A 26181-nucleotide genomic window follows, 5' to 3' on the forward strand; every position below is an offset into this window, starting at 1 on the left:
CCGGGCAGCCCTTGCCCGCGCTCAGCAGTCACCGCGCACCAGCGGCGGCAGATGCGCGAACAGCAGTAGCATGCGGTCGTGCTGTCCTTGCTGTCGTTGTCGATCGAGACGGCGTTGCACGCGCGGGCTGCCGAGCATGTTCGCGTGATCGTGCGTATCGACGGTGTTGACGTCAGCCGTGGTAACGGCAACGACGGCCCAGACCCGTGGGACGCACTGCTGCCGGTGAACCGTTTCGTGGCGACCGACGACTTCACGACCGCGACGATTGCCTGCTGCCCGAGCTGCGGCCCGGGATGCAGCGCGATCGAAGCGCGGGTCCGCCGTGACAGCGATGTAGTGCGCTGGGAATTGGGTGACCGGCGCGGCGTGCGTTGGGTAGGCGAGCGGCGAACGATCCTGTTCGATGCGGCGGCCTACGACGCCGAAGTTCGCCGCATCGAGGCCGACCGCAGCTGGGAGACGGCGACTCACCGGGCCGGGCGGCTCATCCTGGCCGGCGTTGCTCTGCCATCAGGGGTCGAGGGCGTGCGAGTCGCCGTGATCGGCACCGGCGAACTCGAGGTGTGGCTCGAGGAGCCGGACGAATACCAGATCTGGGTGCGTGCCCCCTGGGACGCACAGCGACCCGACGACAGCGCGGCCTCGGTGCGGGCGATGCTCGCCGGACCCGCCGCCGGTTGGCCCGCGCGCTGGCACGGCATCAGGCCGGACCGCGAGGACCCGCCAGCGTACGCCGGGCCGTCCTGGCGGCGCGCCGAGTGGTAACCGCACAGCGTCGCGCCCAACCCTCAGCCGCCCGCGCGGCACGAGCATGCGTCGCCCACGGCGGACGGTGTCCCCGGGGACCGGGTAGGCCGACGCAGGTTCCCGGCGGCGGCGTCGCTGCGGCCGGACGGATCAGTACGGCGGTTCGAGGCCGATCAGCAGGCACGCAGTGTCGAGGCCGGTGCGGATGTAATCGACGAACGTCTCGTTGTTCAAGGCTCGGGTGGACCGGCGGTTTCTGATCATGTCGATGGTGTCGTCAGGCTGGTGGCCGAGCAGCACCAGCGCGTGGGCGATGACCAGCCCTGAGCGGTTGTAGCCGCGGTGGCACCGCACGAGCACGCGACGGCCGGCGCGCACGGCGTCCGCGGTCAGCTCGGCCACGCAGCGCACAGCCTCGAGCTGATCGGCGCGCAAGGGCCGGTCCGGAACGTCGACGACGCGGTGCTCCACTCCGGGGTCCGGGCCGTGCCCGTCACGTTCGTGCAGGCTGACCACCAGGTCGAACTCGCTGCCGACAACGGACGGCACCACGATCCCGGCGTCGAGGTGGTGGTGACCGCCCATCCACAGACCGCGGACGATCTCGTTCCACGGATCGTCCGCGAACGGCTCCCCGTGGTCTCTGGCTCGCGTCTTCATCGCACCCTCCGCCCCGGCGGTCCGCCCGGGCCGGGCCGAGCCACCGCAACCCTAACGGCCGGCCCGCGGCCATCGCCGTGGGCCAGTGGTCAGGAAATCCCGCCACAGCGCGAACTGGCACGACCGGACGGCGACCCGGTCGTCCGCCGGCCAGTCGGCCACAGCCGTCCGCAACCGGCCGAGCGTCGTGTCCAGCAGCGCGTGGATCGAACTCGCCGAGCGCGACCAGCTCCAGGATCCGCGGCACGCAATGGCTGCTCCACAGCGGCGCGAACCTGGTCCAGCCGATGGCGACCGTGCGCGGCACCGGCCCGCCGAGCCCGGGCGCCATGGCGAGCCGTGGACCCCGGTGGTGGAGCGTTGCGCAGCCGCGGGAGTGGCACGGATCAGCGGGCCCACCCCCGGGCCTGGCAGCGACGGCGCGCCAGCGCCGAGCGGTGCCTGGCGGGAGCGACGGTCCGCACCCCGACGAACCCGAGTCCTGCTTGCAGGCCTGCCTCGACCCGGGTCACCGCGGCGCGTCGCCGGCCAGCGTGACCAGGCGCCGCCCGAGCCGCGCGACCTCCGTGCGCAGCTCGTCCGGGCGCACCACCGTGAAGTCCCAGCCCAGCCCGGCCAGCATCACCGCCATGCCGTCCAGGCGCTCGGCCCGGCAGACCAGCCGCGCGCCCGCGGGGGCCGCGGTCACCGTGCCGGCGGTGGGCGGCACCCGGCGGCGCACCTCGGCCTCGGGGGCGTGCAGGACCACCTCGACCTCGTGGCGGTACGGCACCGCCGCGAGCGCCCCGGCCACGTGCCCCGCGGCGTCGAACGACTCCGGGGCCTCGAAGCGCTCCTCGCGCACCGACAGCGAGCCGATGCGGTCCAGCCGCAGGGTGCGGATCTCGCCCCGGAGGTGGTCGAAGCCGCTCGTGTACCACCGGCCCGCGTGGAAGACGACGCCGTAGGGGTCGAAGGTGCGCGTCGAGTCCTCGCCGCGCCACGAGCGGTAGGTGAGCTCGACGCGCCGGCGGTCGCGGGCCGCCTCGCCCAGACGGAGCAGGTGGCGCACGTCGAACAGGCCGGCGGGGCGGGCCGGGCGCGTGAAGCCCAGCGTCTCGCGCACCGCCCGGACCCGGTCGCGCAGCGCGGCCGGGAGCACCCGCTCGATCTTGGCCAGGGCCGACGCGCGCGCGGCGGGGGCGATGCCCAGGTTCTCCACCGCCAGCAGGCCGAGCACGACCGCGACGGCCTCGTCGTCGGCGAGCATGAGCGGGGGCAGCCGGTAGCCGGGGGCGAGCCGGTAGCCGCCGTAGCGGCCGCGCTCGGCTTGCACGGGCAGGCCGAGGCCGGCGAGCGCGGCCGCGTAGCGGCGCACGGTGCGCTCGTCGAGGCCGAGCCGCTCGGCGAGCTGCGGGCCGGTCAGGCCCGGCTGGGCCTGCAGCACCTCGAGCAGCGCGAGCACCCGGCCGGTCGACTGTGACACGCGTCACCCTCCGAATCAGGGCGAGATCTGCCCTGATTCGATCATAGCGTCGACGGCATGACGAACTTCGTTTTGGTTCCCGGCATGTGGCTCGGCGCTTGGGCGTGGGACGAGGTCGCGGAGCACCTGCGCGCGGCCGGGCACGACGTGACCGCCGTGACGCTCGGCGGGCTGGCCGAGCGCGCGGGCGAGCCGGCGACCCTCGAGACGCACATCGGCGACGTCGTCGCGGCGGCCGGCGACGCCCCGGCGGTGGTGCTCGTCGGGCACAGCTACGGCGGCCTGCCGGTGCGCGGCGCGGTCGAGCGGCTCGGGGGCCGGGTGACGCGGGCCGTCTACGTCGACAGCGGGCCGGTCCCGGACGGCACCGCGCAGGCCGACTTCTCCGCGCCCGGGCCCGATGCCGACGTCCCGCCGCCCTCGTTCGACCCGGCCGACGACCCGGGGCTGTTCGCGGGGCTGGAGGGCCGCTCGGCGTGGATCCGGCAGCGGTGCACGCCGCATCCGTACGCCACCGTCACCGGGCGGCTCCGCCTCCGCGAGCCGCTGCAGCCCCCGACCGACCTGGTCGTGAGCACCTTCACGCGCGCGAACGTGGAGCGGATGATCGCGGACGGCCACCCGTTCGTCGCCGGCCTCGACCGGCGTGACTACCGGGTACGCGAGCTGCCGACCGGGCACTGGCCGATGTTCAGCCGCCCGGCGGACCTCGCCGCGCTCCTCGGCGGCGCCTGAGCCGTCACCGGCCGGCCGCGTAGACGGCCAGCTGCACCCGGTTGGCGCTCCCGGTCTTGGTCATCAGGTTCGCGACGTGCGTCTTCACCGTGGTCACGCCCAGCCCCAGCCGGGCCGCGACCTCCGGGTTGGACAGCCCCGCGCCGACGAGCGCAAGCACCTCGGCCTCGCGGGCGGTCAGGTTCGGCGGCGGCGCGGCGGGGGCGGCGGGCGCCCGCTCGGCGAGTACCGCCCGGGCGACCAGGCGCCGCAGCACGGCCGGGGTGAACGGGCTGTCGCCGGCCGCGGCCCGCCGGACGCCGTCGAGCAGCTCCTGCGGCGTCGCGTCCTTGACGAGGAACCCGCACGCGCCGGCAGCCAGGGCCGGGTAGAGGTGCTCGTCGTCGTCGAACGTGGTGAGCACGACGATGCGGGCCGAGGGCCGCGCGGCGAGGATGCGCGCCGTCGCGGTGGTGCCGTCGACCCCGGGCATGCGCAGGTCCATGAGCACGACGTCGGGGCGCAGCTGCTCGGCGAGCCGGACCGCGGCGGCGCCGTCGGCGGCCTCCCCCACCACGTCGAGGTCGTCCACGGACTCGCACAGCATGCGCAGCCCGGCGCGGACCAGCCGCTGGTCGTCGACGAGCAGCACCCGGATCACGTCGTCTCCTTCGCCGGTACCCATGCGGACAGCCGCCACCCGTCCCCCTCCGGCCCCGCCGACAGCTCGCCGCCGAGCACCTCGACCCGCTCCCGGAGCCCGGCCAGCCCGACGCCCCCGGCCCCGGCGCCGTCCCGCCCGGCGCCGCCGTGGCCACCGTCCTGCCCGGCGCCACCGAGGCCACCGTCCTGCCCGGCGCCACCGAGGCCACCGTCCTGCCCGGCGCCGCCGTGGCCCCCGCCGGAGCGCAGGTCGAACGCGAGGCGGTCGCCGCTCAGCCGGATCGTCAGCGCCGCGAGCGCGCCCGGCCCCGCGTGCCGGGCGGCGTTCGCGAGGCCCTCCTGGGTCAGGCGCAGCACCGCGAGCGCGGTGCGGGCGTCGAGGCGGGTCACGTCCGGGTCGATGCCGGCCTCGACGGTGAGCCCGACCTGCCGGCCCCGGTCCACGGCGGCGTCGAGCGCGACGGGCAGCGCGGCCGGCTCGACCAGGGCCGCGGTCGGCGCGGTGCCGGGCTCGCGGAGCACCTCGACGAGCCGGCGCAGGTCCGCGAGGGCGCCGGAGCCGGTGGCGTGCACGTCGTCGAGCACCTGCCGCACGCGCGGGTCGCCGAGCGGCAGCACCGTGCGCGCCACCCCGACGCGCAGCACGATCGAGGCGACGTGGTGCGCGACGAGGTCGTGCAGCTCGCGGGCGATCGCCGTGCGCTCGTCGGCGCGCACCCGGTCCAGCTGCTCGGCAGCCCGGGCCGCGGCCTGCCGGCTGAGGTCGGCGAGGGCCCGCGCGTACAGCCCGATCAGCACCGGCGCCCCGGTCACCGCCAGCCCGGCGAAGACCACGTCCGCCGGGCCGGTCACCAGCTCGTCCAGGTCCGAGACGAGCGAACCGGCCAGGCCCACGGCGAGGCCGAGCGGCACCTGGCGGCCGCGGCGCCGGGCGGCCAGCTCGAACAGGGCCCACGCGGTGCCGACCGCGGGCACGGTGTCGTCGTGGGCGCCCGCGAACCAGCCGGCGCCGGAGACCACGGCCAGGGCCGCGACCGTGACGAGCGGCCGGCGCACGCTCACGAACCCGAGCGCCAGGACCAGCACCGCGACCGTGCGGTCCACTGTGGACATGGCGCGCCCGTCGGTGGCCACCGTGAGGTAGCCGACCCCGGCCAGCGTCACGAGCGCGAGCCGCAGGGCGGTCGACCGCTCCGCGAACAGCCGCTCGACCCAGCCCATGCCGCTCACCTTAGTGCCGCGGCCGCGCCCGCCATGGTGACCGCGACGAGGACGGCCAGCGCCGTGAGGGTCGCCGCGTCCGGCGCGAGCAGCGGCTGCCCGCGCAGGGCCTGCCAGGTGACGAGCGCGAGCAGGCCCGCGTAGGCGCCGGCGAGGACGACGGTCAGGCGGGTGCGGCGGGCCGGGTCGGCGACCAGCCGGCCGAGCAGCATCGCGACCAGCAGCATGGCCTGCAGCCCGTGGATGCCGACGAAGTGCCCGACGCGCAGGTCGCCGCCGGTCGTGCTCCAGCCGAGCAGCGGCAGGCCGGGGCCGCCGTCGGGGACGCCGACGGCGTGGGCGCCCAGCAGGGTGTCGGCGCCACGCGCGTCGGCGTCGAGCTGGGCCCGCGTCGGCACCAGCATCAGCAGCCCCTGCGGCATCCCGAGCAGCAGCAGCACGAGGCCCAGCCGCCCGGCCCAGGCCACGGCCCGGTCGGCGGGCGGGTCGCGCCACAGCAGGATCGCGACGAGCAGCGTGCCCAGCCACAGCACCAGGATGACCGCGCCCATGCCGCGCCACAGCAGGCCGTCCAGCGGGGTCGTGCTGTTGAAGTGGCTGGACCGGCCCCGGGCCGCCTGCACGGCGATGATCCCGACCTCCAGCACCGACGTCGCGGCGACGACGGCGGCCGCGGCCCGGGCGGCGCGGCGGCCGCGGCGGAGCCGGGCGAGCAGCCAGGCGAGGGTCAGGGCGTAGACGACGAAGGAGGCGGCGAACTTGGCGGGCTTGAGCCAGACGGGCTGGCCGAGCAGGGTCCGGTCGTCGAGGGCGAGACCGGCGAGGCAGACGGCGAGCAGCAGGGTCATGAGTCCGGCGAGCGCGGTGAGGGCCCGGCTGCCGCGCCAGGCCTCGCGCAGGATCGTGGTCATGGCGCCGACGATCCCGGAGCCGGCCGCGGCGCGACTCCTGCCGCAGGGCCCCGCGGCCTCCTGCCGTAGGAGGAGGGGGCGTGTCAGGCGCTTGCCGCAAGCCGGCGCCGTGGTGACCGCGACCGACGCGAGCTGGAACGGCGCCTGGCCCCGAACGCGACGGCGACCTCAGGTTCACCGGCCACGGCACCGGCGGCACCCCCGCCGTGACCTGCACCGCGTCCTAGGAGGAGGCGAGGGCGAAGGAGCCCCGGGCCAGCAGCTGCCCGAACTCCCGCTCCGGCACCGGGCGGGAGAAGTGGAAGCCCTGGCCGATCGGGCAGCCCAGGCGGGCCAGCTCGCGCGCCTGGGCCGCGTCCTCGATGCCCTCGGCGACGACCTGCAGGTCCAGCGCCTGGGCGAGGTCGAGGATGGCGCGGGCCAGGGCCGAGTGCTCGGGCCCGCGCGCCACGCCGTCGACGAACGGCTTCGGGATCTTCAGGATGTCGATCGGGAACGCGTGCAGCCGCGACAGCGAAGAGTACCCGGTGCCGAAGTCGTCGACGGCGAGCCGCACCCCGAGCGCCTTGAGCTCGGCCAGGCGGCTCGCGGCCACGTCGGCGTCCTCGCTCAGCAGCGACTCGGTGATCTCCAGCGTGAGCTGCTCCGGCTCGAGCCCGCTATGCAGGAGGGTCTGCTGGACGTAGAGGGTCACCGCGGGGTCCTGCACCTGGCGGGGTGAGAGGTTCACGCTGATCTTCGGGCGGGCGCCGCCGACCGGCCAGGCCGCGGCGGTGCGGCAGGCGGTGGCGAGCACCTCGTAGCCCAGCGGCAGGATGAGCCCGGTCTCCTCGGCGAGCGGGATGAACCGGTCCGGCGGGATGAGCCCCTTGCGCGGGTGCGCCCAGCGCACCAGGGCCTCGGCGCCGATGATCGAGCCGTCGCGGAGGTCGACGAACGGCTGGTAGTACACCAGCAGCTCGTGTCGTTCGATGGCCCCGCGCAGGTCCTCGGCGAGGTCGAGGCGCTCCAGGAGCCCGGCCTGCATGCTCGGGGCGAAGTAGGCGAAGCGGTTGCGGCCCTGGCGCTTGGCCATGTGCATGGCGACGTCGGCGTTGCGCAGCAGCTCGTCGGCGTCCGGCGGGCGGTCCGGGTCGGGCAGGGCGATGCCGACGCTGGCCTGGGGCTGGATCTCGCGGCCGCCGACGCTGATCGGGCGGCGCACCGCGCTCAGCACGCGCTCGGCGACCCGGGCCGCCTCGGCGGCGTCGTCGAGGTGCTCGAGCAGCATCGCGAACTCGTCGCCGCCGAGCCGGGCCGCGGTGTCGGCCGAGCGCAGGCACGAGCGCAGCCGGTCCGCCGTCGTGCGCAGCAGCGCGTCGCCGGCCGCGCGGCCGAGCGAGTCGTTGATCGTCTTGAAGTCGTCGAGGTCCACGATGAGCAGGGCGATGTGGCGGTACGGCGTGCCGCGGCGCTCCAGCGCGTGATGGATGCGGTCGGCGAGCAGGGCCCGGTTGGCCAGGCCGGTGAGCCCGTCGTGGAAGGCCTGGTGGGTGAGCTGCTCCTCCAGGGCCTTGCGCTCGGTGATGTCGCGGGTGGTGAAGAGGTACCCGCTGCCGTCCCCGTCGTCGACCGAGCGCCCGATCGTCTCGGTCAGCACGAAGCCGCCGTCCGCGCGCCGCAGCCGGCACTCGACCGGGCCGACGTGCCCGTTCGGGGGGCGGGTCGCGAGCAGCAGCCCCACGCGCTCGCGGTCGTCCGGGTGTACCAGCTCGACCAGCGCCAGCCCGAGCACGTCGGCCGCGCGCAGGCCCAGCAGCGACTCGATCGACGGCGTGACGTACTGGATCACCCCGTCCGCGCGGCAGATCGACACCAGGTCGGTGACCTGCTCGGTGAGGCGCTGGAAGCGGCCCTCGGCCCGCTGGCGCTGCACCTCGCGCAGCCCGTTGACCACGTCGGCGAGGCGGACCAGGACGAGCACGAACAGCACGCAGGACGCGGTGAGGAACACCGCGAGCTCCCGCGACGCGGCCGCCCTGACGGTGACGACGACCGGGATGAGCAGCGCGGCAACGGCCAGCAGCACGGCCATGCGGCCGCTGGAGAGCCGGGGCACGGCCGGCGGCAGGCGCTCGTCGACGGTCCGCATCCGCGGGTCCAGCGCGGCGCACCCGACGCACAGGTAGAACCCGATCCAGCCGACGTCGACCCAGCTGCCGGCGTGGAAGCCCCCGCGCAGCGACTGCCAGGTGTGGACGGCGTCCGCCGCGAACAGGCAGGCGAGTCCGGCGAAGAGCAGCCGGGCCGGGGCGCCGCGGGTGGTGCCCCGGGCGCCGCCGAGGCGGGCCATCACGGCGAGCACCAGCACGTCGCCGAATGGGTAGGAGATCGCCACGACCCGCTCGGGCACGCTGATCGCGGCGCGGGTGACGTACGGCTCGATGAGGAACGCCCAGGTGAGCAGCGCGGCGCCGACGGTGACGATGGTGCCGTCGATGAGGGCGGCCCGGTCGCCGCCCGGGCTCTGGCGGCGCACCAGGATCGCGAGGGCGACGGCCAGGCACGGGTACATCGCCAGGTAGCACACGTCCGCCGGGCCCGGCCCGGGCGCGTCACGGCCCTCGACGAGCTGCGGCCAGAAGAACAGCCAGTCGCCGGCGCTGTACGAGGCGATGCCGGCCGCCGCCAGCCACCACGGCAGCGGCCGGGCGGGCCGGTGCACGGCGATGCCGAGCAGGACGGCCAGGACCGACGAGCTCGCGATGACGGCCCAGAGCAGGCCGCGCAGGGGCGAGTCGGGCGTCGCGAAGTACACGACGCCCAGCACCACACCGACGGCGGCATACGACCGCAGCAGCACTCGACCCCCTCCGGTGGTCCCCGGAGCCCAATCGGCCGTTTCGAGTGCCGCGTTACCTTTTTGCCCGATAAGTCGGCCCCGTCACGCCGACATGCCGGCGCCACCGCCGCGCGGGGCCCGGCCGGTTCAGCGCTCCTGCAGCGTGCCCGCCAGCAGCCCGCGCATGAAGAACCGCCCGAGCAGCACGTAGATCGCCAGCGTCGGCAGGCTCACCAGCAGCGCGCCCGCCATCGCCTGACCGAACGGCACCGACTGCCCGCCGGCCACGTTGTTCAGCGCGATCGTCACCGGCCACGAGTCGCGGCTGGTCATCATCGCGCCGAACATGAAGTCGTTCCACGACGACGTGAACTGCCAGATGACGGCGACGGCGAAGGCCGGCTTGGCCAGCGGTACGGCCAGATCCACCCAGGTCCGCAGCACCCCCGCGCCGTCCAGGCGGGCCGACTCCAGCAGCGCGTCGGGCATGGAGACGAAGTGGTTGCGGAAGATCAGCGTGGTGATCGGCAGCCCGTAGATGATGTGGATGAGCATCAGGCCGAGCAGGCCGCCGGTCGCGTCCCCGGACCCGCGCAGCCCGACCGCGGTCATGGTCTGCGACACCGGGATGATCACGGCCTGGTACGGCACGAAGATCCCGAACAGGATCAGCGGGAAGACCACGTTGGACAGCGGGAAGCGGAACTTCGACAGCACGAACCCGTTCGCGCAGCCGAGCAGGGCCGAGACGAGCGAGGCCGGGACCGACAGGGCGAGGGAGTTGCGGAAGCCCGACGACAGCTTGGGCAGCACCGCCGAGAAGTTGTCGAACGACAGGCTGGTCGGCAGCTCCCAGATCCGGGTCACCGACACGTCCGCCGGGTTCTTGAAGCTGGTCACGATGAGCACGTACACCGGCATCAGGAAGAACGCGGCCAGGGCCCACAGGATGACGTAGCGCACCGTCGTGCGCACCGGCCCCGGGCGCTGCCAACGCGGGGTCGACGACGGATCGGCGGCCGGCGCGTCGCCCGGCGTCGGCAGCCGGGTGGGCCGGGAGGTCCCGGCCGCGGTGCTCCGCGGCACGGCGGCGGTTGCGCGAACCATCGGTCCGGTCATGGACTGATCACCGCCGTTCCGTGCGAAGGCTGTACCAGACGTAGGGGCCGACCACGATGGCCACCCCGAGGAGCAGCACCGTGGCGATGGTGGCGCCGCGGTCGTAGAACCCGCCGTCGAACGTGGTGAACCACATGTAGAGCGACGGGGTGTCGATGCGCAGGTTGCCCTGGTCGAGCGCGTAGAGCAGGTCGAACGTCTTCAGCGAGATGTGGATCATGATGAGCATCGCGCTGAACGTGACCGGGCGCAGGGCCGGGCGCACGACGTGCCAGAAGACCTGCGTCTCGCTGGCGCCGTCCATGCGGGCCGACTCGCGCAGGGTGTCGTTGACGCCGCGCATGCCGGCCAGGAACAGGGCCATCACGTATCCGGACAGCGCCCAGCCGGCCGGCAGCGCGACCGCGGCGATCGCCCACACCGAGTCGGACTTGTGCCAGTCGCTGCGCAGGAACCCGAGGCCGGCGTCGGCGAGCAGCTTGTTGATCCCGGCCGTGTCGTTGCCCGAGCCGTTGTCGAGCAGCCAGCGCCACACGATCGCGGTGGCGATGAACGAGATGGCCATCGGGAACAGGAACACGCCGCGCAGGAAGCCCTCGCCGCGCACGCCCCGGTCCAGCAGCATCGCCATGAAGAACCCGAGCAGCAGCGCGGCCGCGACGAACACGACGGTGAAGATGACCAGGTTGCGCATGTCGGCCCGGAAGCGCTCGTCGCGCAGCAGGGCGGCGTAGTTGTCGAAGCCGACGAAGTGGTACCGCGGGGAGAGCCCGCGCCAGTTCGTGAACGACACGCGCACGTTCCAGCCGAGGAACCCGTAGACGAAGACCCCGATGAGGATCAGCGACGGGGAGACCAGCACGAGCCCGGGCAGCCAGCGGGGGCCGCGCTGCTTGCGGGGCCGCCGCTCCTTCATCGCGAAGGCGGGCCGGTCCGGCTCCGAGGAGTGCCGCGCCCGGTGCTGCTGCTGGTGCGGGGGTGCCGGCGCCTGCCGGACGGGGAGGTTCACTGCGTCTCCCGGAACTGCTGCTCGACGGTCCGGGCGAACTTGCCCTGGTCACCGTCCTGGACGAACAGGCCCAGGGCCGAGTCGATCTCCGCGTTGTACGCGTTGTTCGCCACGACGCCGTGGGTCAGCGACCCGACGATGCGGGTCTTCGGGTCGCGCCACTGTTGCAGCGCCCAGCCCAGGTAGTCCGGGTAGAGGCCCGCGTCGGCGTCGGTGCGCGCCGGGATCGAGCCCTTGAGTGGGTTGAACAGGTTCTGCCCGTCGGTGGAGCCGCACTCGACCAGCCACCGGCGGGCCAGGTCGGGCCGGCGCGCGCCGGTGGGCAGCGTGAACGTGTCGGACAGGAAGTCGTAGACGCCGGTGCTGCCCGGCGAGGCGACCGCGGCGTAGCCGTCCTGCCAGTGCAGGCCCTTGGTCTGCGCCAGGTACGACGAGGACCAGTCGCCCATCACGGCGTACACCGCGGAGCCCGACACCACCCGGTCCAGCTGCGGCTGCCAGTCGCCGGCCGCGGACTTCACGTCGGAGACGGCGAGGATCTTGGCGTACACGTCCAGCGCGGCGGCCACCTCGGGCGCCCGCCAGCTGACCTGGCCGGCCCACAGCCCCTCGTACCCGTCCGGCCCCAGCTCCCCGAGCAGCACCGTCTCGAGCAGGTGCTTCTGTGTCCACTCGGGCCCGACCGCGAGGGCCACGCGGCCCTTGGCCTTGATGACCTCGGCCTGCTGGAGGAACTCCGCCCAGGTCTTCGGCGGCCCGCTCAGCCCCAGCTCGCGGAGGGTCTTCGGGGTGTACCACATGAGGTTGGCCCGGTGGATGTTCACCGGCACCGCGTAGATGCGCCCGTCGATGGTGAGGTTGTCCACGAGCCCCTTCGGGAACACCTTCGCCCAGCCCTGCTGCCGGTACAGGTCCGAGATGTCCTGCACCTTGCCCGAGCGCACGTCGTCGAGCAGCTCGAGCCCGGCGTGGCGCTGGTAGGAGTCCGGCGGGTCGTTGGCCAGCAGCCGGCTGGCGAGGATGGCCTTGGCGTTGGAGCCGGCGCCGCCGGAGACGGCCGCGTTGACGAACCGCACCCCCGTGTTGGCCGCCTCGAAGGACTTGGCCATGGCGGCCAGGCCCTCCTCCTCACCGGGGCCGGTCCACCACGAGTACACCTCGAGCTGATCGTTGCTCGCGCCCCGCACCGCGAACATCGACAGGCCGCAGACCAGCGAGACGACCACGATCGCCAGGATCGCCAAGCGCCCCTTCCACACGCCAACCCCTCTTCCACAACCACGATTGAGGACGCGGCGCGGCGACTCCATCCGGCGGGGCGGCGCACGCATATCGTCCAGGGACGGTATGCGCGTATACAGCGGTTGCAGATGGAACCTTAAGGCGCCACCGAGCGTCGATCGGACACTTACGCACGCCGAACGGTGGACCTTTTATCACGGCGTAATGAAATCGTTGCAGGCGGTATCGCCGAAAGGATCCGCAGCTCGGGGCCGCCCGGTGGGAGCGCTACCAGTTTTCGGAAGAAATCAACGGTTCACAGACTGGTATGGCATTGGTTACCGTGGCCCTCGGTGCAACATTCACCGACACCTCGGAGGCTCGCGTGCCCCACGAGCGTTCACCGGTCACCCTGCTCCACGAAGCCAGTTGCCCAGTAGCCGTCAGCTTCCACGGCGAGATCGACGCGTCGTGGGCGGCCGAGGCCCAGCACAGCCTCGTCGCGGCCCTCGTGCACCACCGCCCCGACCCCATCGTCATCGACCTGCGCGCCGCGACCCGCCTCGACCCGCGCGTGGTCGGCGCCATCCTGGCCACCATCGACGCCGCCGACGACCTCGACGTCCCCGTGCGGGTGCTCCTGGGTGCGGCCGACCCGACCGGAGGCCTGCTGGCCGCGACCGTCTGAGGCCGGCCCACTCGCGCACCGCCGCCGTGCGCGCGGCCGGCCCGCCTCAGCTCGGGACGGGGTAGACCGCCCAGGGCTTCGTCTTCAGGCCGCCCCGCGAGTCGATGCCGGTCTTGAGCCGCTCGCCGGTCTCGTGGGAGATGCCCGGCGACTCGTACGTCGGGACCTCGACCGCGCTCGCGGTGAACTTCTGCCGGTCGGTCCCCTCGTAGTCGATGCGCACGACAGTCGGGCCCTGCGCGGTCTCCAGCAGCAGGAACACGTGGCCGGGCCCGCTGATCGGCGGGGTGCGGCGGCCCAGGTCGATGCAGCTGGTCACCTCGCCGAACGGCGACGAGCGGGCGAACAGGGCGCAGGCCTGCCGCTCCTGGTCGGCCAGGAACGACGAGCGCTGCGGAAAGCCCACGGCGAACGGGCCGCCGCCACACACCAGCACTACCGCCGCCGCGGCCGTGACCGCCCACCCGAGTCGATTCATGCCGACATTGTTAGCAGATATCCTGCTGCGTGTGATGCCGTGGGAGGACCTCGGGCCCGACACCTACGACGAACTGTGGGCCCGCGTGCCCGCAGACCCGCGGCCGTCGGTGACGTTCGACCTCGCCGGCTTCTTCACCGCCGAGGTCCAGGCCGAGTTCAACGCGGCCGAGCGGGCGGTCGACAGCCTCGCCCACCTGGCCTTCGTGCGGGTGCTGCCGCCGGGCACCCCGCTGCTCGTGCTCACCTGGGAGCACGCCTCGCACCGCTTCTGGCCGCACCGCCAGACCGAGGCGCCGCCGTGGCTGGTCGTGCCCAACGGCGACCACTACGTCGTCGGCACCGAGGACTTCACCCTGGGCACGCGCGGTCACCCGTGGGAGCAGACGCTCCAGGTGTGGGGTGAGCCCCTCCTCGACGTGCTGGTGCCGATGCTGAGCTGGCTGCCCCGCACGGCGTGACCCCGCCGCTCAGTACTCGACCTCGCTCGTCGCCTCGAACGGCCCGACGACGATGCCCCGGCGGAAGGTGCCGTCGGCGCCGCTGATCGCCTGGAGCGCGAACTGCTGCAGCACCCGCAGCTGGCGCCCGCCGATCCGCAGGGGCCGGCGCACCTCGTAGAGCGGCGACCACGGGCACTCGTAGTAGCAGCTGCTGCCGTCGCGGGTGCGCAGCGGCACGATGTCGCCGGCCGCGAAGGCGGCGTCGACCTCGCTCTTGAGCGCGAGGGTGGCGGCCGGGTCGGGGTCCTCGCGCCACAGCAGGGCGATCGCCTCCCTCGCCCTGCGATCCTTCTGCCAGCGCTTGAGCGTGACGGGGTCGGTCAGGCACCACGGGTCGAAGCGGCCGCCGCCGGGCAGGGCCCGCACGTCCGGGCGCCCGGCCGGGCGCAGCGACTCGTAGGAGCCCAGCAGCGACGGCATCGCGGCCAGCTGGCCGACGTGGAACCACAGCTCGAGGGCGGTCTTGAGGTTGTTCTCGATGAGCTCGTGCAGCCGCGCGTCGTGCCGCTCGGTGCGCAGCCCCATCGCGTAGTCGGCGGCCGCGGCGGCCTCCGCGTTGAGCTGCTTGAGCCGGTTCACCGCGGCGCGGTGCTCGTCGGGGACGCCGGCGCGCTCCAGGTCGTAGAGGGCGACCTCGATGTGCTGGCGCAGCGGCGGCACGGCGGCGAGCAGCGCGGTGAGGTGCTCCGGCGGGCAGGGCCGGACCTCGGCCCAGTCCGGCAGGCCCGCGGGCAGGGCCAGCTCGGCGGCGATGTCGTAGTCGGGGTTGACCCGGGCCTGCCGCGCCCGCGACACCCAGCCCTCGACCGCCGCCAGCCAGGCCGAGACCTGGTCGAAGGTCACCGCGGGCACGTAGCCGACGGTGCCGGGGCGGGCCGCGTAGTCGGCGTCGAGGAACTGCTCGCCGAGGGTCTGCAGCATGAAGCCGTTCCACGCCGCGAGCAGCAGGCTCCCGGTCGCCGGCGGCGCGTCCCACTGCGTGCGCCCGTCGGCGGCGAGCTGCTCGCGGGCCCGGTCCGCCCGCATCATCTCGTCGTAGGCGGCCTTGCCCGCGCTGCGCAGGGCCTCCAGCACCACCGCGTCGCGCTCCTTGGCCAGCGAGGCACGCATCTTCGTCAGGAGCGAGGGACGCATCGGGTCGGCCATGCGACACAAGGTAGCGGCCGGCCGCCATGCCGATGAGTTTCCGGGCCGCTCGGGGTCGTACGGGTGGGAAGCAGCCGACACGAGGGAGTACGAGATGTTGCTACAGGGTCGCAGCGCGGTCGTCTACGGGGGCGGCGGTCACGTCGGCGGGGCCATGGCCCGGGCGTTCGCGCGCCACGGGGCCACCGTGCACCTGGCCGGGCGGACGCTCGCGACGGTGCGGGCGGTGGCGGACGAGATCACCGCGGCCGGCGGGACCGCCTTCGCCGACGCGGTCGACGCCCTCGACGAGCACGCCGTCGACGAGCACATGGCCCGGGTGACCGAGCGCTGCGGGCGGCTCGACGTGTCCGTGAACGTGATCAGCGACCAGGACGTGCAGGGCGTCGCGATGACGCGGATGGCGGTCGCGGACTACCTGCGGCCGATCGTCACCGCGGTGACGTCGAAGTTCGTGACCGCCCGGGCCGCCGCCCGGGTCATGGTGCCGCGGCGCTCGGGGCTCATCCTCTACTTCGGGGGCACCTTCGACTGGTCCGTGGCCCGGCGCTTCAGCGTGGGCGGGATGGGGGTCACGTTCGACGCGGTCGAGTCGATGCGCAAGCAGCTCGCCTGCGAGCTCGGGCCGAGCGGGGTCCGGGTCGTCACGCTGCGCACCGGCGGGCTGCCCGAGACGATCCCGGCCGGGTTCGAGGGGCGCGACGAGCTCGTCGGATGGCTCACCGGCCAGACGCTCACCGGGCGCACGGCGACGCTCGCGGAGGTCGGCGAGCTCGCCGCGTTCGTGGCGTCGGACCACGCCGGGGTGATGACCGGCGCCGAGCTCGACATGAGCGCCGGGGCGTCGATCCGATGAGTTGACAACCCGGCACCGGGCAAGGCCGGCTCGGACGGGCCGTACCCGCGGTGGGCCCGGCCGCCGGGGCCGGGCCCGCCACCCCCTCAGTGCAGGGTGAGCCGCAGCACGCGGTCGTCGTCCGGGTCGGGGCCGCCGGGCTTGCGGCCGTCGTGGTTCGAGGTCGTCATCCATACGCTGCCGTCGGGCGCCGTGACCGCCGCGCGCAGGCGCCCGTAGCGCTCGGTCAGCGCCTCCACCGGGCGGCCGGCCACCCCCGAGCCGGTGCGCCACCGGACCGACGCCGTGTCGGAGAAGGACGAGGCGACGACCGGGGAGCGGCCCAGCGGCACCAGGTAGATCCGCTGGCCGCGCAGGCACGTCACGATCGCCGTGGTGCCCGTGATCGCCACGCCGGCGGCCACCCCGACCTCCGGGTGCCAGACCACCACCGGGTCGACGTAGCGGGGGTTGTTCCCGATCCCCTCGACGGCCGGCCAGCCGTAGTCGCCGCCCGGGCGGATGACGTTGAGCTCGTCCCACACCGCCTGGCCGATCTCGGAGGAGTACATGACCCCGTTCGCGTCCCAGGCCAGGCCCTCGGGGTTGCGGTGGCCGTAGGACCACACGAGCGAGCGCGGGAACGGGTTGCCGGGCGGGGGCCGGCCGTCGGTGGTCATCCGCAGGATCTTGCCCCCGAGGATGTCGAGGCGCTGGGCCGCCTCCGTGCGGGAGGCCTCGCCGGTGGTCGCGTAGAGGTAGCCGTCGGGGCCGAACGCGAGCCGTCCGCCGTCGTGGATGCCGCCCCTCGGGATGCCGGTCACGATCGGCTGCGGGCGGGCCCGGCCGTCGAGCTTGAGCCGCGCGATGCGGTTGTCGACCTTCGTCGTGTAGTAGATGTAGACCGTCCGGTCCTTCTTGTACCCGGGCGACACCGCGATGCCCAGCAGCCCGCCCTCGTTGTCCGAGTTCGCCTCGCCGATGCGGGCCACCGGGGTGACCGCGCCGGCGGGCGTCACGTGCAGGATGCGCAGAGTCCGGCGCTCGGTCACCAGGGCGCTGCCGTCGGGCAGGAATGACAGCCCCCACGGGACGTCCAGGTGCCGCGCCACCGTCGAGACGCTCACGCGCTCGTCCGCGCCGCCGGAGGGGTCGGCCGCCCCGTGGTGGAAGTCGGTCGGGTTGATCGGCGGCAGCGGTTTGCCCTCGGCCCCCGCCGGCGAGGAACATCCGGCCAGCACACAGACGGACAGCAAGGCGATCCCGGCTCGGCGCACGGGGCCAACCGTGCGCCGGGCCGGGATGAGCCGCCGTCATCCTAGGAGGCGTATACCTCCAGCTCCGAGAGCTGCCCGGCCGGCCAGCCGGTGTTCCCGGTGACCGTGACGCGCAGGTAGCGCACCCCGGCCGCGGGGAACGTGAGCGTGACCGTGTTGCCGGTCGCCGGGTCGAAGGCGCAGGCCCGGCTCGCGACGAGCACCGCGCCGGTGGTGAAGTCGGTGATCGTCACCGTCTCGGTGCGCGCCGCCCACGCCGTGGCCGGCGGAAGCTTCAGCACCACGCGGCTCACGGCGGTGGTCGCGCCCAGGTCCACCTGCAGCCACTGCGGGAACGCGTTGTTCACGCTCTCCCAGTAGCTGTCCGCGCTGCCGTCCACGGCGTTGCCGGCCGCGTAGTTCTGCGTGTTCGACGACTGCGTGACCGGCCGGCGCAGGGCCAGGTTGGTCGCGGTCGCGGCCACCCCGGTGCCGCTGAGCGCGACGGTGGCCTCGGCGTTGGCGGCGGTACTGCGCACGCTCAGCGTCCCCGTCCGGTTCCCGGCCGCGCTGGGGTGGAACGTGACCGTGGCCGTGCAGTTGGCGCCCGGCGCGATGGTGGTGCCGCACGTGGTCGTGACGGTGAAGTCGCCCGACGCCGTCACGGACTGCACCGTCGCCGGGGCGGTGCCGGTGTTGGTGACGGTCACGGTCTGCCAGTCGCTGTTGGTGTTCACGCCGGTGTCCTCGAAGTGCAGCGCCGTGGGGCTGAGCGCGAGGGTGGCCGTGCCGCCGCCGGTGCCGTACACCTCGAAGGACGACAGCTGCCCGGCCGGCCAGCCGGTGTTCGCGCTGATGCTCAGGCGGACATGGCGCGCGCTGACCGCCGGGAACGTGGCGCTGGCGGTGTTGCCCGTGGCCGGGTCGAACAGGTAGTCGGTGGCGGCCGCGGCGGTGCTCCACTGGGCGCCGTCCGCGCTCGTCAGCACCGCGACCGTCTGCCGCCGGGCGGCCCAGGCGGACGCCGGCGGCACGCGCATCGTGACCTTGCCGACGCTCGCCGGCGCGCCCAGGTCGACCTGCACCCACTGCGGGAACGCGTTGTTCGCGCTCTCCCAGTAGCTGTTCGCGTCCGCGTCGGTGACGTTGCCGGCCGGGTAGCCGGCCTGCGTCGACTGGGCGGTGGCGGGGCGCCCGGCGGCCAGGTTCGTCGTGCTCGACGGCGGCACGCCGGTGCCGGTGAGCTGGACGAGGACGGCGCCCTGGCCGTCGTCGCCGGTGATGGAGTACACCGCGGACTGCGCGCCCTGGGTGCTCGGCGTGAACGTGACGGTCTGGTGGATGACGTCACCGGGCGAGAGCTGCTGGCCCTCGGAGACCGGCGTCGTGGTGTTGAACGCGCCGACCGGCGGGGCCGCCTTGGTCAGGGTCAGCGTGACATTGCCCGTGTTGGCGATGTCGAAGGTCTGGGTCGCGGAGGTACCGACGACGACCGACCCGAACGCGACCGGGTTCGGCGTGATCGTCAGGTGGGCGGCGCCGGCGACCGCCGTGCCGCTGAGCGGGACCGTGACCGGGCCGGCCGAGCTGGTGACGGTGATCGAGCCGGTGTGGTTGCCGGGCGCCGTCGGGGCGTACTTCACCGAGACCGACACGGACGCGCCGGCCGCGATCGTGGTGCCGGTGGCCGGGAAGCCGGTGGCGCTGAACGGGGCCGCGGGCGCGGTCGAGCCGGTGACCGTGACGGCGCTCGTGCCGGTGTTGGTGATGCTGACGCCGAGGGTCTTCGCGGCGCCGGTCGGCACCGTGCCGAACGACAGCGCCGCCGGGGTGGCGCCGAGGCCGGGCTTCGTGCCGGTGCCGTGCAGGTCCAGCGCGACGGTCCCGGCGTCGGTGGTGAAGGTGAGGCTGCCCGCGGCGCCCCCGGCCGCGGTGGGCGTGAAGCGGACCGGCACCGCGAGGCTCTGCCCGGCGGTGAGGCTCACCGGCAGCGCGGGCGCGGTGACGCCGAAGGGCGCGGCGGCGGTGACGGCGCTGATGCGCACGGCCCGGGTCGCGGTCACCGTCACCGTCGCGTTCGCGGTGCTGCCGACGGCGACGCTGCCGAAGTCCGTCGGCGGGGCGCTCAGCGCGGCGGTGGTCGGGCGGCCGAAGCCGAAGAGGCGGCCGTCGCGGTTGCCCACGTAGACGCGGCCGTTGTCGGTCGCGGGCACGGCGAACTTCGTGGCGGTGCCGATCGGCGCGGAGTACCGCAGGTGCAGCTGGCCGCCGGAGGGCAGGGCGTCGTAGGCGCGCAGCTGGCCGCCCGAGCCGGTGGAGCCGTCGCTGTAGACGGCCCAGACGATCGCCGAGCCCGAGGTCGTGCCGGAGGAGGTGACGACCGGGGAGCCGGAGGTGTAGCCGAACGTCGAGGGGCTGGTCGCGGCCGAGGTCAGCACCGGCAGGCCGGAGCCGTTCACGCCGTACTTGAACGCGCGCAGGAAGCCCTGGTTCTCGACCTGGTACACGTAGCCGCCGTCGCCGCCCCAGACCGCCGGGTGGCCCCAGACCCCGTTGTACGGCCCGGCCGGCGGGACCAGCGAGGCGTCGGTGCCGCCCGGGCCCTGGGCCATGCCGCCGAGGTTGTCGCGGTCGAGCAGGAACACCCGGCCGTCCTTGCCGGTCTGCACCAGCAGGCGCGGGTGGGCCGCGGTGCCGAACGAGGCCGGCAGGGCCACCGGGCCGCCGGAGCCGAAGTCGGTATCGTCCTGGTCGAGCTTGCCGTTGTTGGCCGGGCTGAAGAAGTCCTTGGCGCTCAGCGAGCCGTCGCCGTTGACCTGCAGCCGGATCACCGACTCGGCGAGCGTGCCGGGTGGGCTGGTGCCCGGCCCGGGCGCCGGGGACACGCCGTTGCCGGTGGCCACGAAGATCCGGCCGGGGCCGTCGGAGACCAGGCCGCCGCCGGACTGCCAGATGCCGCCCATCCCGGTCGAGCGGCCGGCCTCGGTGGACCACAGCGTCGACATGGCGGGGGTGGCGGTCTTGACGCCGGCGACGTACCCGACGTAGGGCCCGTAGTCGCAGTGGCTCGCGAAGCCCGCGTAGACGACGCCGTCGAGCAGCAGCAGGCCCGGGCGCTGGGCCGCGGTCTTCGGGTTGAAGGTGTTGGCCGGGTCGTTGGTCGGCGAGCCCTGGATGGTCACCGGCCAGCCGGTGCGCTCGGCCCCGGTCGCCGGGTCGATCTTGTGCATGGAGAAGTGCGGGTGGTTGGCGTCCGGGCCGTCGTTGACCTTGGCGGTGAAGAAGACCGAGCTCGTCGCCGGGTCGTAGACCGGGGTGCTCGTGACGCCGATGTTCGGCACCAGGTCGCCGCAGCCGATCGCCGAGGCGGGCCAGGCGGGGCCGACGCTGCGGGACCAGACGATCGCGCCGGTCTGCGGGTTGAGGCCGTACACCCAGTTGTTCTCGGTCGCGGCGATCAGGGTGCCCGCGGCGACGATCGGCTGGGCGTAGAGCTGGCCGTTGAGGTCGGTGGCGAAGAGCTGCCCGAAGTCGGCGGCGGAGACCGCGGACGGGCCGAGGGCGGCCTCGTTCGGGTCCCAGGCGGTGCGCAGGGTGTCGACGGAGACCGTCGTGATGTCGGCGGCGGCGGGCGGGGCGAGCACGGCGGCGGTGCCGAGCGCGAGGAGGGGTGGCAGGAGGGCGGCGGCCAACCGGCGTGCGGCCATGACGGCTCCAGAGGGGGGTGTCGAAGAGCGTCGATCGGGACAGCACCGTAACTCCGCCGACATCTCCGCGCAAGATGCCAACGAAACCCAGAAATACTTACACTCGTCAACCGCAAAAGCCGTCGATGGTACCGCCCGGGCCCGCACCACCCGCCGGGGGCATTGATCGTTACAGACCTGTGGTGCGTGGGTACCACACTCGAACCGATCAGGGCCTTCGCGGTCTCTCGCGGAAGGGGACGGTGCGATGACCGATCCGGGAAGCCGGCGGCTGTCCGCCCGCGACAGCCGCACCGCGGTCGCGGCCGGGGGCGCCGCGCTCATCGTGATGCTGCTCGCCCTGCTGGCCTACTGCCAGTTCACCGGCTCCGGCGCCGGCGACCGCGCCGCCCCGGGCGCCTCCGCCGCCGCCTCAGCCTCGGTCTCGGTCTCGGTCTCGGTCTCGGCATCCGTCGCGGCCAGTGCGTCGGCCGCCCGGTCCGCCGACGCCGCCCGCTCCGCCGCAGCCGCCGTCGAGCGGGAGCGCTCCGCGGCGGCCTCGCGCTCGGCGGCCGCCGCGGCCTCGGCCTCGGCCGCGAACGACGGCTCGGCCGGCCTGAGCGGCGGCGGGAACCCGACGGGCGCGGCCCCGAGCGGCGCGCCCCACACGGGCGGCGGCGACGGCCTGGGCATGCGCGACCCGGTGCTGGCCGGGGCGGGCATCGTCCTGCTGCTGGCCGCGGCCGCGCTCGTGGTCTTCCGCATGCGCCCGGCGACCGGACGGCGCTGACCGTGCGGCCGCCCCGGCGCCTGATGATCGACGGCCTGACCGGGCTGCTCGCGGCGGGTGGCCTCACGCTGCTCGTGATCGGGGCGTCCCCTGCTCCCCCGCCGCCCGAGCGCCCGGCCGCCGCCCCCGCCGCCTCCGGCCCGATGCCGGACCCGATCCCGATCGCGAGCTCGGCCGCGCCGGCGACGGCGGTGCGGACGCGCGGGCTGGCCGCGTCGCCACCGGTGCGGCTCACGATCCCCGCGATCGGCGTCGACACCGCGCTCATGTCGCTCGGCCTCAACCCGGACGGCACCGTCGAGGTGCCACCGCTCAAGCCGGGCGCGCCGGCCGGCTGGTACCGGAACCTGCGCACCCCGGGCGAGGTCGGGCCCGCGGTGCTCCTCGGCCACGTGGACACCGCGCACGACGGCCCGGCCGTGTTCTACCGGCTGCGCGAGCTGCGCCCCGGCGACGCCGCGACGGTGCGCCGGGCCGACGGCACCGCGGCGGTCTTCGTGGTCGAGCGGGTGGTGGAGGTACCGAAGAGCGACTTCCCGACGGATGCCGTCTACGGCCCGGTCGACTATCCGGCCCTGCGGCTCGTGACGTGCGGCGGCACCTTCGACCGCCTCCGCCACGAGTACCGCGGCAACATCCTCGTCTACGCCCGCCTGGAGAGCTGAGGCCGGGCGAGGGCACCCAGGACCTCGCCGGTCGTCGGGGTCGCGGCGCAGCTGCGCGAGGCGTAGTCGAGGGCGAGCGCGTGGTCGGCCGCGGTGAAGTCGGCCATGGCGTCGGCGACGAGGAACGGCTCCACGTCGTGCGCGTAGGCGTCGGCGGCGGTCAGCAGGCAGCCCAGGTGCGCGAAGACGCCGCACACGAGGAGCTGGTCGCGGCCCAGCGCCCGCATGGTGTCCAGCAGCGGGGTGCGGTGGAAGGCGCTGTAGCGCCACTTCGTCACCACCTCCGAGGGCGACGCGGGCTCGAGGACCAGGCCCCGGCTCGACTCGTCGGAGGTCATGCCCTCGCCCCACACGTCGTGCAGCAGGCCGCGTTCGGCCCGGGTCATGCGGCCGGGCTGGGCGGTGTACCGGATCGGCACGCCGAGGCCGGTGCACGCCGAGCGCAGCCGGGCGACGTTCGCCAGCAGCTCGCGGCCGGGCGGGACGGCGGGGTCGAAGCGGTCGACGAAGTACCGCTGCATGTCGTGGATCAGCAGCAGACAGCGCGACGGGTCGGGCCGCCACGGGGCCGGCCCGCGGCGGGGCGGCGACGGCATCGGATACGAGACGACGGCGGGAATCATGCGTACAACCAATCCTGTCCGGGCAGCCCGCAGGCCGCGATCCGCTCGTCCCGGCGGCGCTGCTCGGCGCCGTCGGGGAGGTGGTACTCGTGGCCGCCCGCCAGGCTCGCCGCGACCACGCGCTCGGCCCGCGGGCGGCGCGCCGCCTCGAACCCGGCGAGGTCGTCGAGGTGGGACGGCAGCGCCGCGGCGTCCTCGATCGCCTGGGCCGCGCCCTGGGCGAGGAAGGGCGGCATGGGGTGGGCCGCGTCGCCGATGACGACGACGCCGTCGCGGTGCCAGGCCGGCAGCGGCGCGCGGGTGCGCAGCGCGAATCCCCGGGTGGCGGCCCGCGCCAGCGCGCGCACCGGCCCGTGCCAGCCCTCGAACCGCTCCCCCGGGCGGGCGACGACGACGAGGTTGAGCCCGCCCGGGATCGGATAGGCCACGACGTGCGCACCCGGGCCGAGCCAGACCGTCACCACCGACGACTCGGACGCTGGGAGCACCGCGCGATAGGCGGTGTATCCGACGTCGACCAGCCCGCCGGGCTCCACCAGGCCGCGGACCGTGGAGTGCAGGCCGTCGGCGCCGACGACGAGCGGGGCCGGGCGCAGCGTCTGCCCGAAGTGGATGCGCTCGACCCGCGCGGCGAGCGCCTGCAGCAGATCGGCCCGCCGCAGCGTCAGATACGGGGCGCCGTAGCGGGACAGCACGGCCGGGCCGAGCGGGATCCGGCCCAGCAGCGCGCCGTCCGACCAGCGGCGGATCTCGCGCGCCGAGGGCCGCAGGGACACCGCGTCCAGGTCCACGCCGAGGCCGCGCAGCACGCGTGTCGCGTTCGGCGGGAGCTGGATGCCGTAGCCCGCCGTGGCCAGGGCCGGCTCGCGCTCGACGACCTCGCAGGGCACGCCGTGGGCGGCGAGGGCGGCGGCCGCGGTCAGGCCGCCGATCCCGGCGCCGACGATGAGCGGCTCAGTAGTAGCGCAGCGCACGGTCCCAGTCCTCCCCGGGGCCGAACAGGCCGCGCGGCTTCATCACCTCGGCGGTCGCGGTCAGCAGCCGGTGCGGGACCAGGCCGCCGGGCGGCACGGGCACCACGAGCGGCTCGACGTGCGGGTACGCGGTGCGCAGCGCCGCCGTCAGGGTCGCGGTCGCGGCGGTGCGCCAGCGGTCGGCGACCTCGATCTCGACGCGGAGGCGGGGATCGTGCCGGTCGCCGTCGACCCGCGCGCGCCAGAACCACACGCCGAAGTCGTCCGGCAGCCCGAAGACGAGCTCCTCCAGGCCCAGCTGGGTCAGGCCGCCGCGCGCGAAGCGGCCGAGCAGGCGCACCGCGGGCAGGTGCCAGCCGCAGGGGCACTCGCGGTACGCCACCTCCACCTCGTCCTCGATGGCGTAGCGCAGCAGGGGCATCGCGTCGCGGTAGAGCGGGGTCACGACCAGCCGGCCGCGCCCGTCGGGCCGCAGCTGCCCCGTGTCCGGGTCCTGCACCTCGAAGACGGCCCGGTCGGCCCACAGGTGCATGGTGCCGTGCGCGCACTCCCCGGCCAGGCTGCCGGTCTCGGTCGCGCCGTACTCCTCCACGACCGGCGCCGCCCACACCCGCCCGATGCGGGCCTTGCGCGCGGGCCCGACGGGCTCGCCGCCGACGAAGAGCGCGCGCAGGCTCGGGAAGTCGCGGTAGCCGCCGACGCGCGCGGCCGCGGCCCACAGCAGCGTGTCCGTCGGCAGCGACCAGGTGAGGGTGACGCCGAGGTCGTGCAGCAGCCGTACCACCCGCGAGTAGGGCGTGGCCAGCGAGCGGTTGTCGGCCGGCACCACGGTCGCGCCGCGCAGCCGGGCGGCCGCGTGCGCCAGGTGCCCGGTGATCATCAGCGCGTACGGGGTGCGGACCAGCATCGTGTCGTCGGGCGCGATGCCGGTCCACTTGCGCGCGAAGCGCTCGGCGAGGTCGAGCCAGTCGGTCTCGGTGTAGTAGGACGCGGTCGGCTCGCCGCTGCTGCCGCTGGACTCGTGGTAGGTGGCGATGTCGGCGCGGTCGCAGGCGAGCAGGCCGAACGGGTACGCGTCGCGGAGGTCCTGCTTGGTCGTGAGCGGCTGCTCGGGCAGGGGCGCGACGCCGCGCTCACGGTAGAACGGGGAGCGCTCGGCCGCCGCGTACACCGCGGGGAGCCGCTCCTGCTGGAGCCGGGCGAGGCCGGCGAAGTCGTGCCAGTCGCCGATCTGGGGCAGCGTCATGAGTTCTCCAGGATCCGGTCGGCGTTGCCGAAGGAGACCAGCGCGAGCTCGTCCGGGGGCAGGCCGAGGGCGCGCAGCTTGGCGACCTCGACGCTCGGGTGCTGCAGCGGGTGCTCGGTGCCGAAGAGCACCCGGTGCGCGCCGAGCCGGCGCACCGCGAGCCGGGCCACGGCGGTGAAGCAGCCGGAGAGCTCGACGGCGATGTTGGGCAGCGGCGCGACGAGGCTGAGCCCGGCCGCGTCCAGGCCGGTGTGCCCGCAGTGGCCGGAGACGAACGTGACGTCCGGGTGCCGGCCGGCGAGGACGACCAGGTCCTCGGTGCGGGTGCCGGCCCGGCCGAGGCAGACCACGTAGACCGGGTGGCGGTGCCGCGCGGCGATGCGCACGAGCGCGTCGACCCGGGGGTCGTCGAGCCGGAAGCCGTGCACCGCCGGGGAGATCTCCAGGCCCCGGAACCGGTGCGCCGCGGCCTCGTAGCCGGCGGCGTCGCGGTACGGGTCGGCGAAGAAGAACGGCACCAGCCGCCCGCCGGACGCCTCGCACGCCCGCCGGACCCCCTCGTTGTCGGCCAGGGCCTTGCTGCGCCCGCCGTCGACGATCTGCACCGAGAGGCGGTCGAGCCCGACCACCCCGCCGGCGCAGACCGCCGCCCGCTCGACCCCGGCCTCGTCGAGGGCGCCCAGCAGGGCCTCGGCCGCGCCCGGGCCGGGGGTCAGGCGCGCGTGAAAGTCGAACATC

Annotated in this window: 24 protein-coding genes; 7 read left to right on the plus strand and 17 right to left on the minus strand. The window is 74.6% G+C overall.

The features are described from left to right. The first annotated feature begins 78 nt into the window (after window positions 1-78). Entirely contained in the window at window positions 79-768 is a 690-nt protein-coding gene (locus ACQP1P_RS34860) for a hypothetical protein (RefSeq protein WP_433077561.1), read from the plus strand. Window positions 769-900: 132 nt separating this feature from the next. Here ACQP1P_RS34860 and ACQP1P_RS34865 read toward each other — a convergent pair whose 3' ends face one another. Continuing rightward, entirely contained in the window at window positions 901-1302 is a 402-nt protein-coding gene (locus ACQP1P_RS34865; protein ID WP_433077563.1) for a protein-tyrosine phosphatase family protein, read from the minus strand. A 616-nt stretch (window positions 1303-1918) separates the two neighbouring features. Further along, window positions 1919-2875, minus strand: coding sequence for a helix-turn-helix transcriptional regulator (locus tag ACQP1P_RS34870; RefSeq protein ID WP_433077565.1), 957 nt, complete (start codon window positions 2873-2875; stop codon window positions 1919-1921). Between the two features lie 57 nt (window positions 2876-2932). On the opposite strand from ACQP1P_RS34870, the gene ACQP1P_RS34875 reads away from it, so the two are divergent. Further along, the gene (locus ACQP1P_RS34875) at window positions 2933-3610 is read left to right on the plus strand and encodes a lipase family alpha/beta hydrolase (RefSeq protein ID WP_433077567.1); all 678 of its coding nucleotides are present in this window, start codon (window positions 2933-2935) and stop codon (window positions 3608-3610) included. A 4-nt stretch (window positions 3611-3614) separates the two neighbouring features. On the opposite strand, the gene ACQP1P_RS34880 is transcribed toward ACQP1P_RS34875, so the two are convergent. From ACQP1P_RS34880 to ACQP1P_RS34910, 7 genes are all read right to left on the minus strand, one after another. Further along, the gene (locus ACQP1P_RS34880; protein WP_433077569.1) at window positions 3615-4250 is read right to left on the minus strand and encodes a response regulator; all 636 of its coding nucleotides are present in this window, start codon (window positions 4248-4250) and stop codon (window positions 3615-3617) included. Continuing rightward, window positions 4247-5473 carry a sensor histidine kinase gene (locus ACQP1P_RS34885; protein ID WP_433077571.1) on the minus strand — a complete coding sequence of 409 codons (1227 nt, stop codon included), beginning with the start codon at window positions 5471-5473 and terminating at the stop codon, window positions 4247-4249. Before ACQP1P_RS34885 ends, ACQP1P_RS34880 begins: the two co-directional genes overlap by 4 nt. A 5-nt stretch (window positions 5474-5478) precedes the next feature. Next, on the minus strand, window positions 5479-6384 hold the full coding sequence (locus tag ACQP1P_RS34890) for a hypothetical protein (RefSeq protein ID WP_433077573.1): 906 nt from the start codon (window positions 6382-6384) through the stop codon (window positions 5479-5481). A 223-nt stretch (window positions 6385-6607) separates the two neighbouring features. Next, window positions 6608-9226 (minus strand): putative bifunctional diguanylate cyclase/phosphodiesterase, encoded by a 2619-nt coding sequence (locus tag ACQP1P_RS34895; RefSeq protein WP_433077575.1) that lies wholly within the window; start codon window positions 9224-9226, stop codon window positions 6608-6610. Between the two features lie 126 nt (window positions 9227-9352). Further along, entirely contained in the window at window positions 9353-10312 is a 960-nt protein-coding gene (locus ACQP1P_RS34900) for a carbohydrate ABC transporter permease (protein ID WP_433077577.1), read from the minus strand. A 19-nt stretch (window positions 10313-10331) separates the two neighbouring features. Then, the gene (locus ACQP1P_RS34905; protein WP_433077579.1) at window positions 10332-11333 is read right to left on the minus strand and encodes a carbohydrate ABC transporter permease; all 1002 of its coding nucleotides are present in this window, start codon (window positions 11331-11333) and stop codon (window positions 10332-10334) included. Beyond that, entirely contained in the window at window positions 11330-12577 is a 1248-nt protein-coding gene (locus ACQP1P_RS34910; protein WP_433077581.1) for an ABC transporter substrate-binding protein, read from the minus strand. The genes ACQP1P_RS34905 and ACQP1P_RS34910 overlap by 4 nt, the downstream gene beginning before the upstream one ends. Window positions 12578-12939: 362 nt before the next feature. On the opposite strand from ACQP1P_RS34910, the gene ACQP1P_RS34915 reads away from it, so the two are divergent. Then, the gene (locus tag ACQP1P_RS34915) at window positions 12940-13242 is read left to right on the plus strand and encodes an STAS domain-containing protein (protein ID WP_433077583.1); all 303 of its coding nucleotides are present in this window, start codon (window positions 12940-12942) and stop codon (window positions 13240-13242) included. A gap of 46 nt (window positions 13243-13288) precedes the next feature. Here ACQP1P_RS34915 and ACQP1P_RS34920 read toward each other — a convergent pair whose 3' ends face one another. Then, entirely contained in the window at window positions 13289-13720 is a 432-nt protein-coding gene (locus ACQP1P_RS34920) for a hypothetical protein (protein WP_433077585.1), read from the minus strand. Between the two features lie 34 nt (window positions 13721-13754). On the opposite strand from ACQP1P_RS34920, the gene ACQP1P_RS34925 reads away from it, so the two are divergent. Then, window positions 13755-14180 (plus strand): DUF2716 domain-containing protein, encoded by a 426-nt coding sequence (locus ACQP1P_RS34925; RefSeq protein WP_433090225.1) that lies wholly within the window; start codon window positions 13755-13757, stop codon window positions 14178-14180. Window positions 14181-14189: 9 nt separating this feature from the next. Here ACQP1P_RS34925 and ACQP1P_RS34930 read toward each other — a convergent pair whose 3' ends face one another. Beyond that, window positions 14190-15368, minus strand: a complete 1179-nt coding sequence (locus ACQP1P_RS34930) for a hypothetical protein (protein ID WP_433077587.1) — start codon at window positions 15366-15368, stop codon at window positions 14190-14192. 94 nt (window positions 15369-15462) lie between these two features. On the opposite strand from ACQP1P_RS34930, the gene ACQP1P_RS34935 reads away from it, so the two are divergent. Next, on the plus strand, window positions 15463-16224 hold the full coding sequence (locus tag ACQP1P_RS34935; protein ID WP_433077589.1) for an SDR family NAD(P)-dependent oxidoreductase: 762 nt from the start codon (window positions 15463-15465) through the stop codon (window positions 16222-16224). A gap of 86 nt (window positions 16225-16310) precedes the next feature. Here ACQP1P_RS34935 and ACQP1P_RS34940 read toward each other — a convergent pair whose 3' ends face one another. Together ACQP1P_RS34940 and ACQP1P_RS34945 are read right to left on the minus strand one after the other, a co-directional pair. Next, a complete protein-coding gene (locus ACQP1P_RS34940; RefSeq protein ID WP_433090227.1) occupies window positions 16311-17507 on the minus strand; it encodes a PQQ-dependent sugar dehydrogenase in 1197 nt (398 codons plus the stop codon). Between the two features lie 14 nt (window positions 17508-17521). Then, window positions 17522-21166, minus strand: coding sequence for a choice-of-anchor D domain-containing protein (locus tag ACQP1P_RS34945; protein WP_433077591.1), 3645 nt, complete (start codon window positions 21164-21166; stop codon window positions 17522-17524). A 247-nt stretch (window positions 21167-21413) separates the two neighbouring features. Between ACQP1P_RS34945 and ACQP1P_RS34950 the strand changes: the two genes are divergently transcribed. Beyond that, entirely contained in the window at window positions 21414-21935 is a 522-nt protein-coding gene (locus tag ACQP1P_RS34950) for a hypothetical protein (protein ID WP_433077593.1), read from the plus strand. A 2-nt stretch (window positions 21936-21937) separates the two neighbouring features. Next, window positions 21938-22600, plus strand: a complete 663-nt coding sequence (locus ACQP1P_RS34955) for a class F sortase (RefSeq protein ID WP_433077595.1) — start codon at window positions 21938-21940, stop codon at window positions 22598-22600. On the opposite strand, the gene ACQP1P_RS34960 is transcribed toward ACQP1P_RS34955, so the two are convergent. Genes ACQP1P_RS34960 through ACQP1P_RS34975 form a run of 4 tightly spaced genes read right to left on the minus strand, consistent with a single transcriptional unit; the run spans window position 22579 to window position 26180 of the window. Then, the gene (locus tag ACQP1P_RS34960) at window positions 22579-23223 is read right to left on the minus strand and encodes an isochorismatase family protein (RefSeq protein WP_433077596.1); all 645 of its coding nucleotides are present in this window, start codon (window positions 23221-23223) and stop codon (window positions 22579-22581) included. The genes ACQP1P_RS34955 and ACQP1P_RS34960 overlap by 22 nt on opposite strands. After that, on the minus strand, window positions 23220-24197 hold the full coding sequence (locus ACQP1P_RS34965; protein ID WP_433077598.1) for an FAD-dependent monooxygenase: 978 nt from the start codon (window positions 24195-24197) through the stop codon (window positions 23220-23222). The genes ACQP1P_RS34960 and ACQP1P_RS34965 overlap by 4 nt, the downstream gene beginning before the upstream one ends. Then, window positions 24178-25443, minus strand: coding sequence for a phenylacetate--CoA ligase family protein (locus ACQP1P_RS34970; RefSeq protein WP_433077600.1), 1266 nt, complete (start codon window positions 25441-25443; stop codon window positions 24178-24180). The genes ACQP1P_RS34965 and ACQP1P_RS34970 overlap by 20 nt, the downstream gene beginning before the upstream one ends. Continuing rightward, window positions 25440-26180: an amidohydrolase family protein gene (locus tag ACQP1P_RS34975; RefSeq protein WP_433077602.1), complete on the minus strand. Its 741-nt coding sequence runs from the start codon at window positions 26178-26180 to the stop codon at window positions 25440-25442. The genes ACQP1P_RS34970 and ACQP1P_RS34975 overlap by 4 nt, the downstream gene beginning before the upstream one ends. Window position 26181 lies beyond the last annotated feature (1 nt).

This window comes from Dactylosporangium sp. CA-052675 (genome assembly GCF_050947935.1).
Classification (GTDB): Bacteria; Actinomycetota; Actinomycetes; order Mycobacteriales; family Micromonosporaceae; genus Dactylosporangium.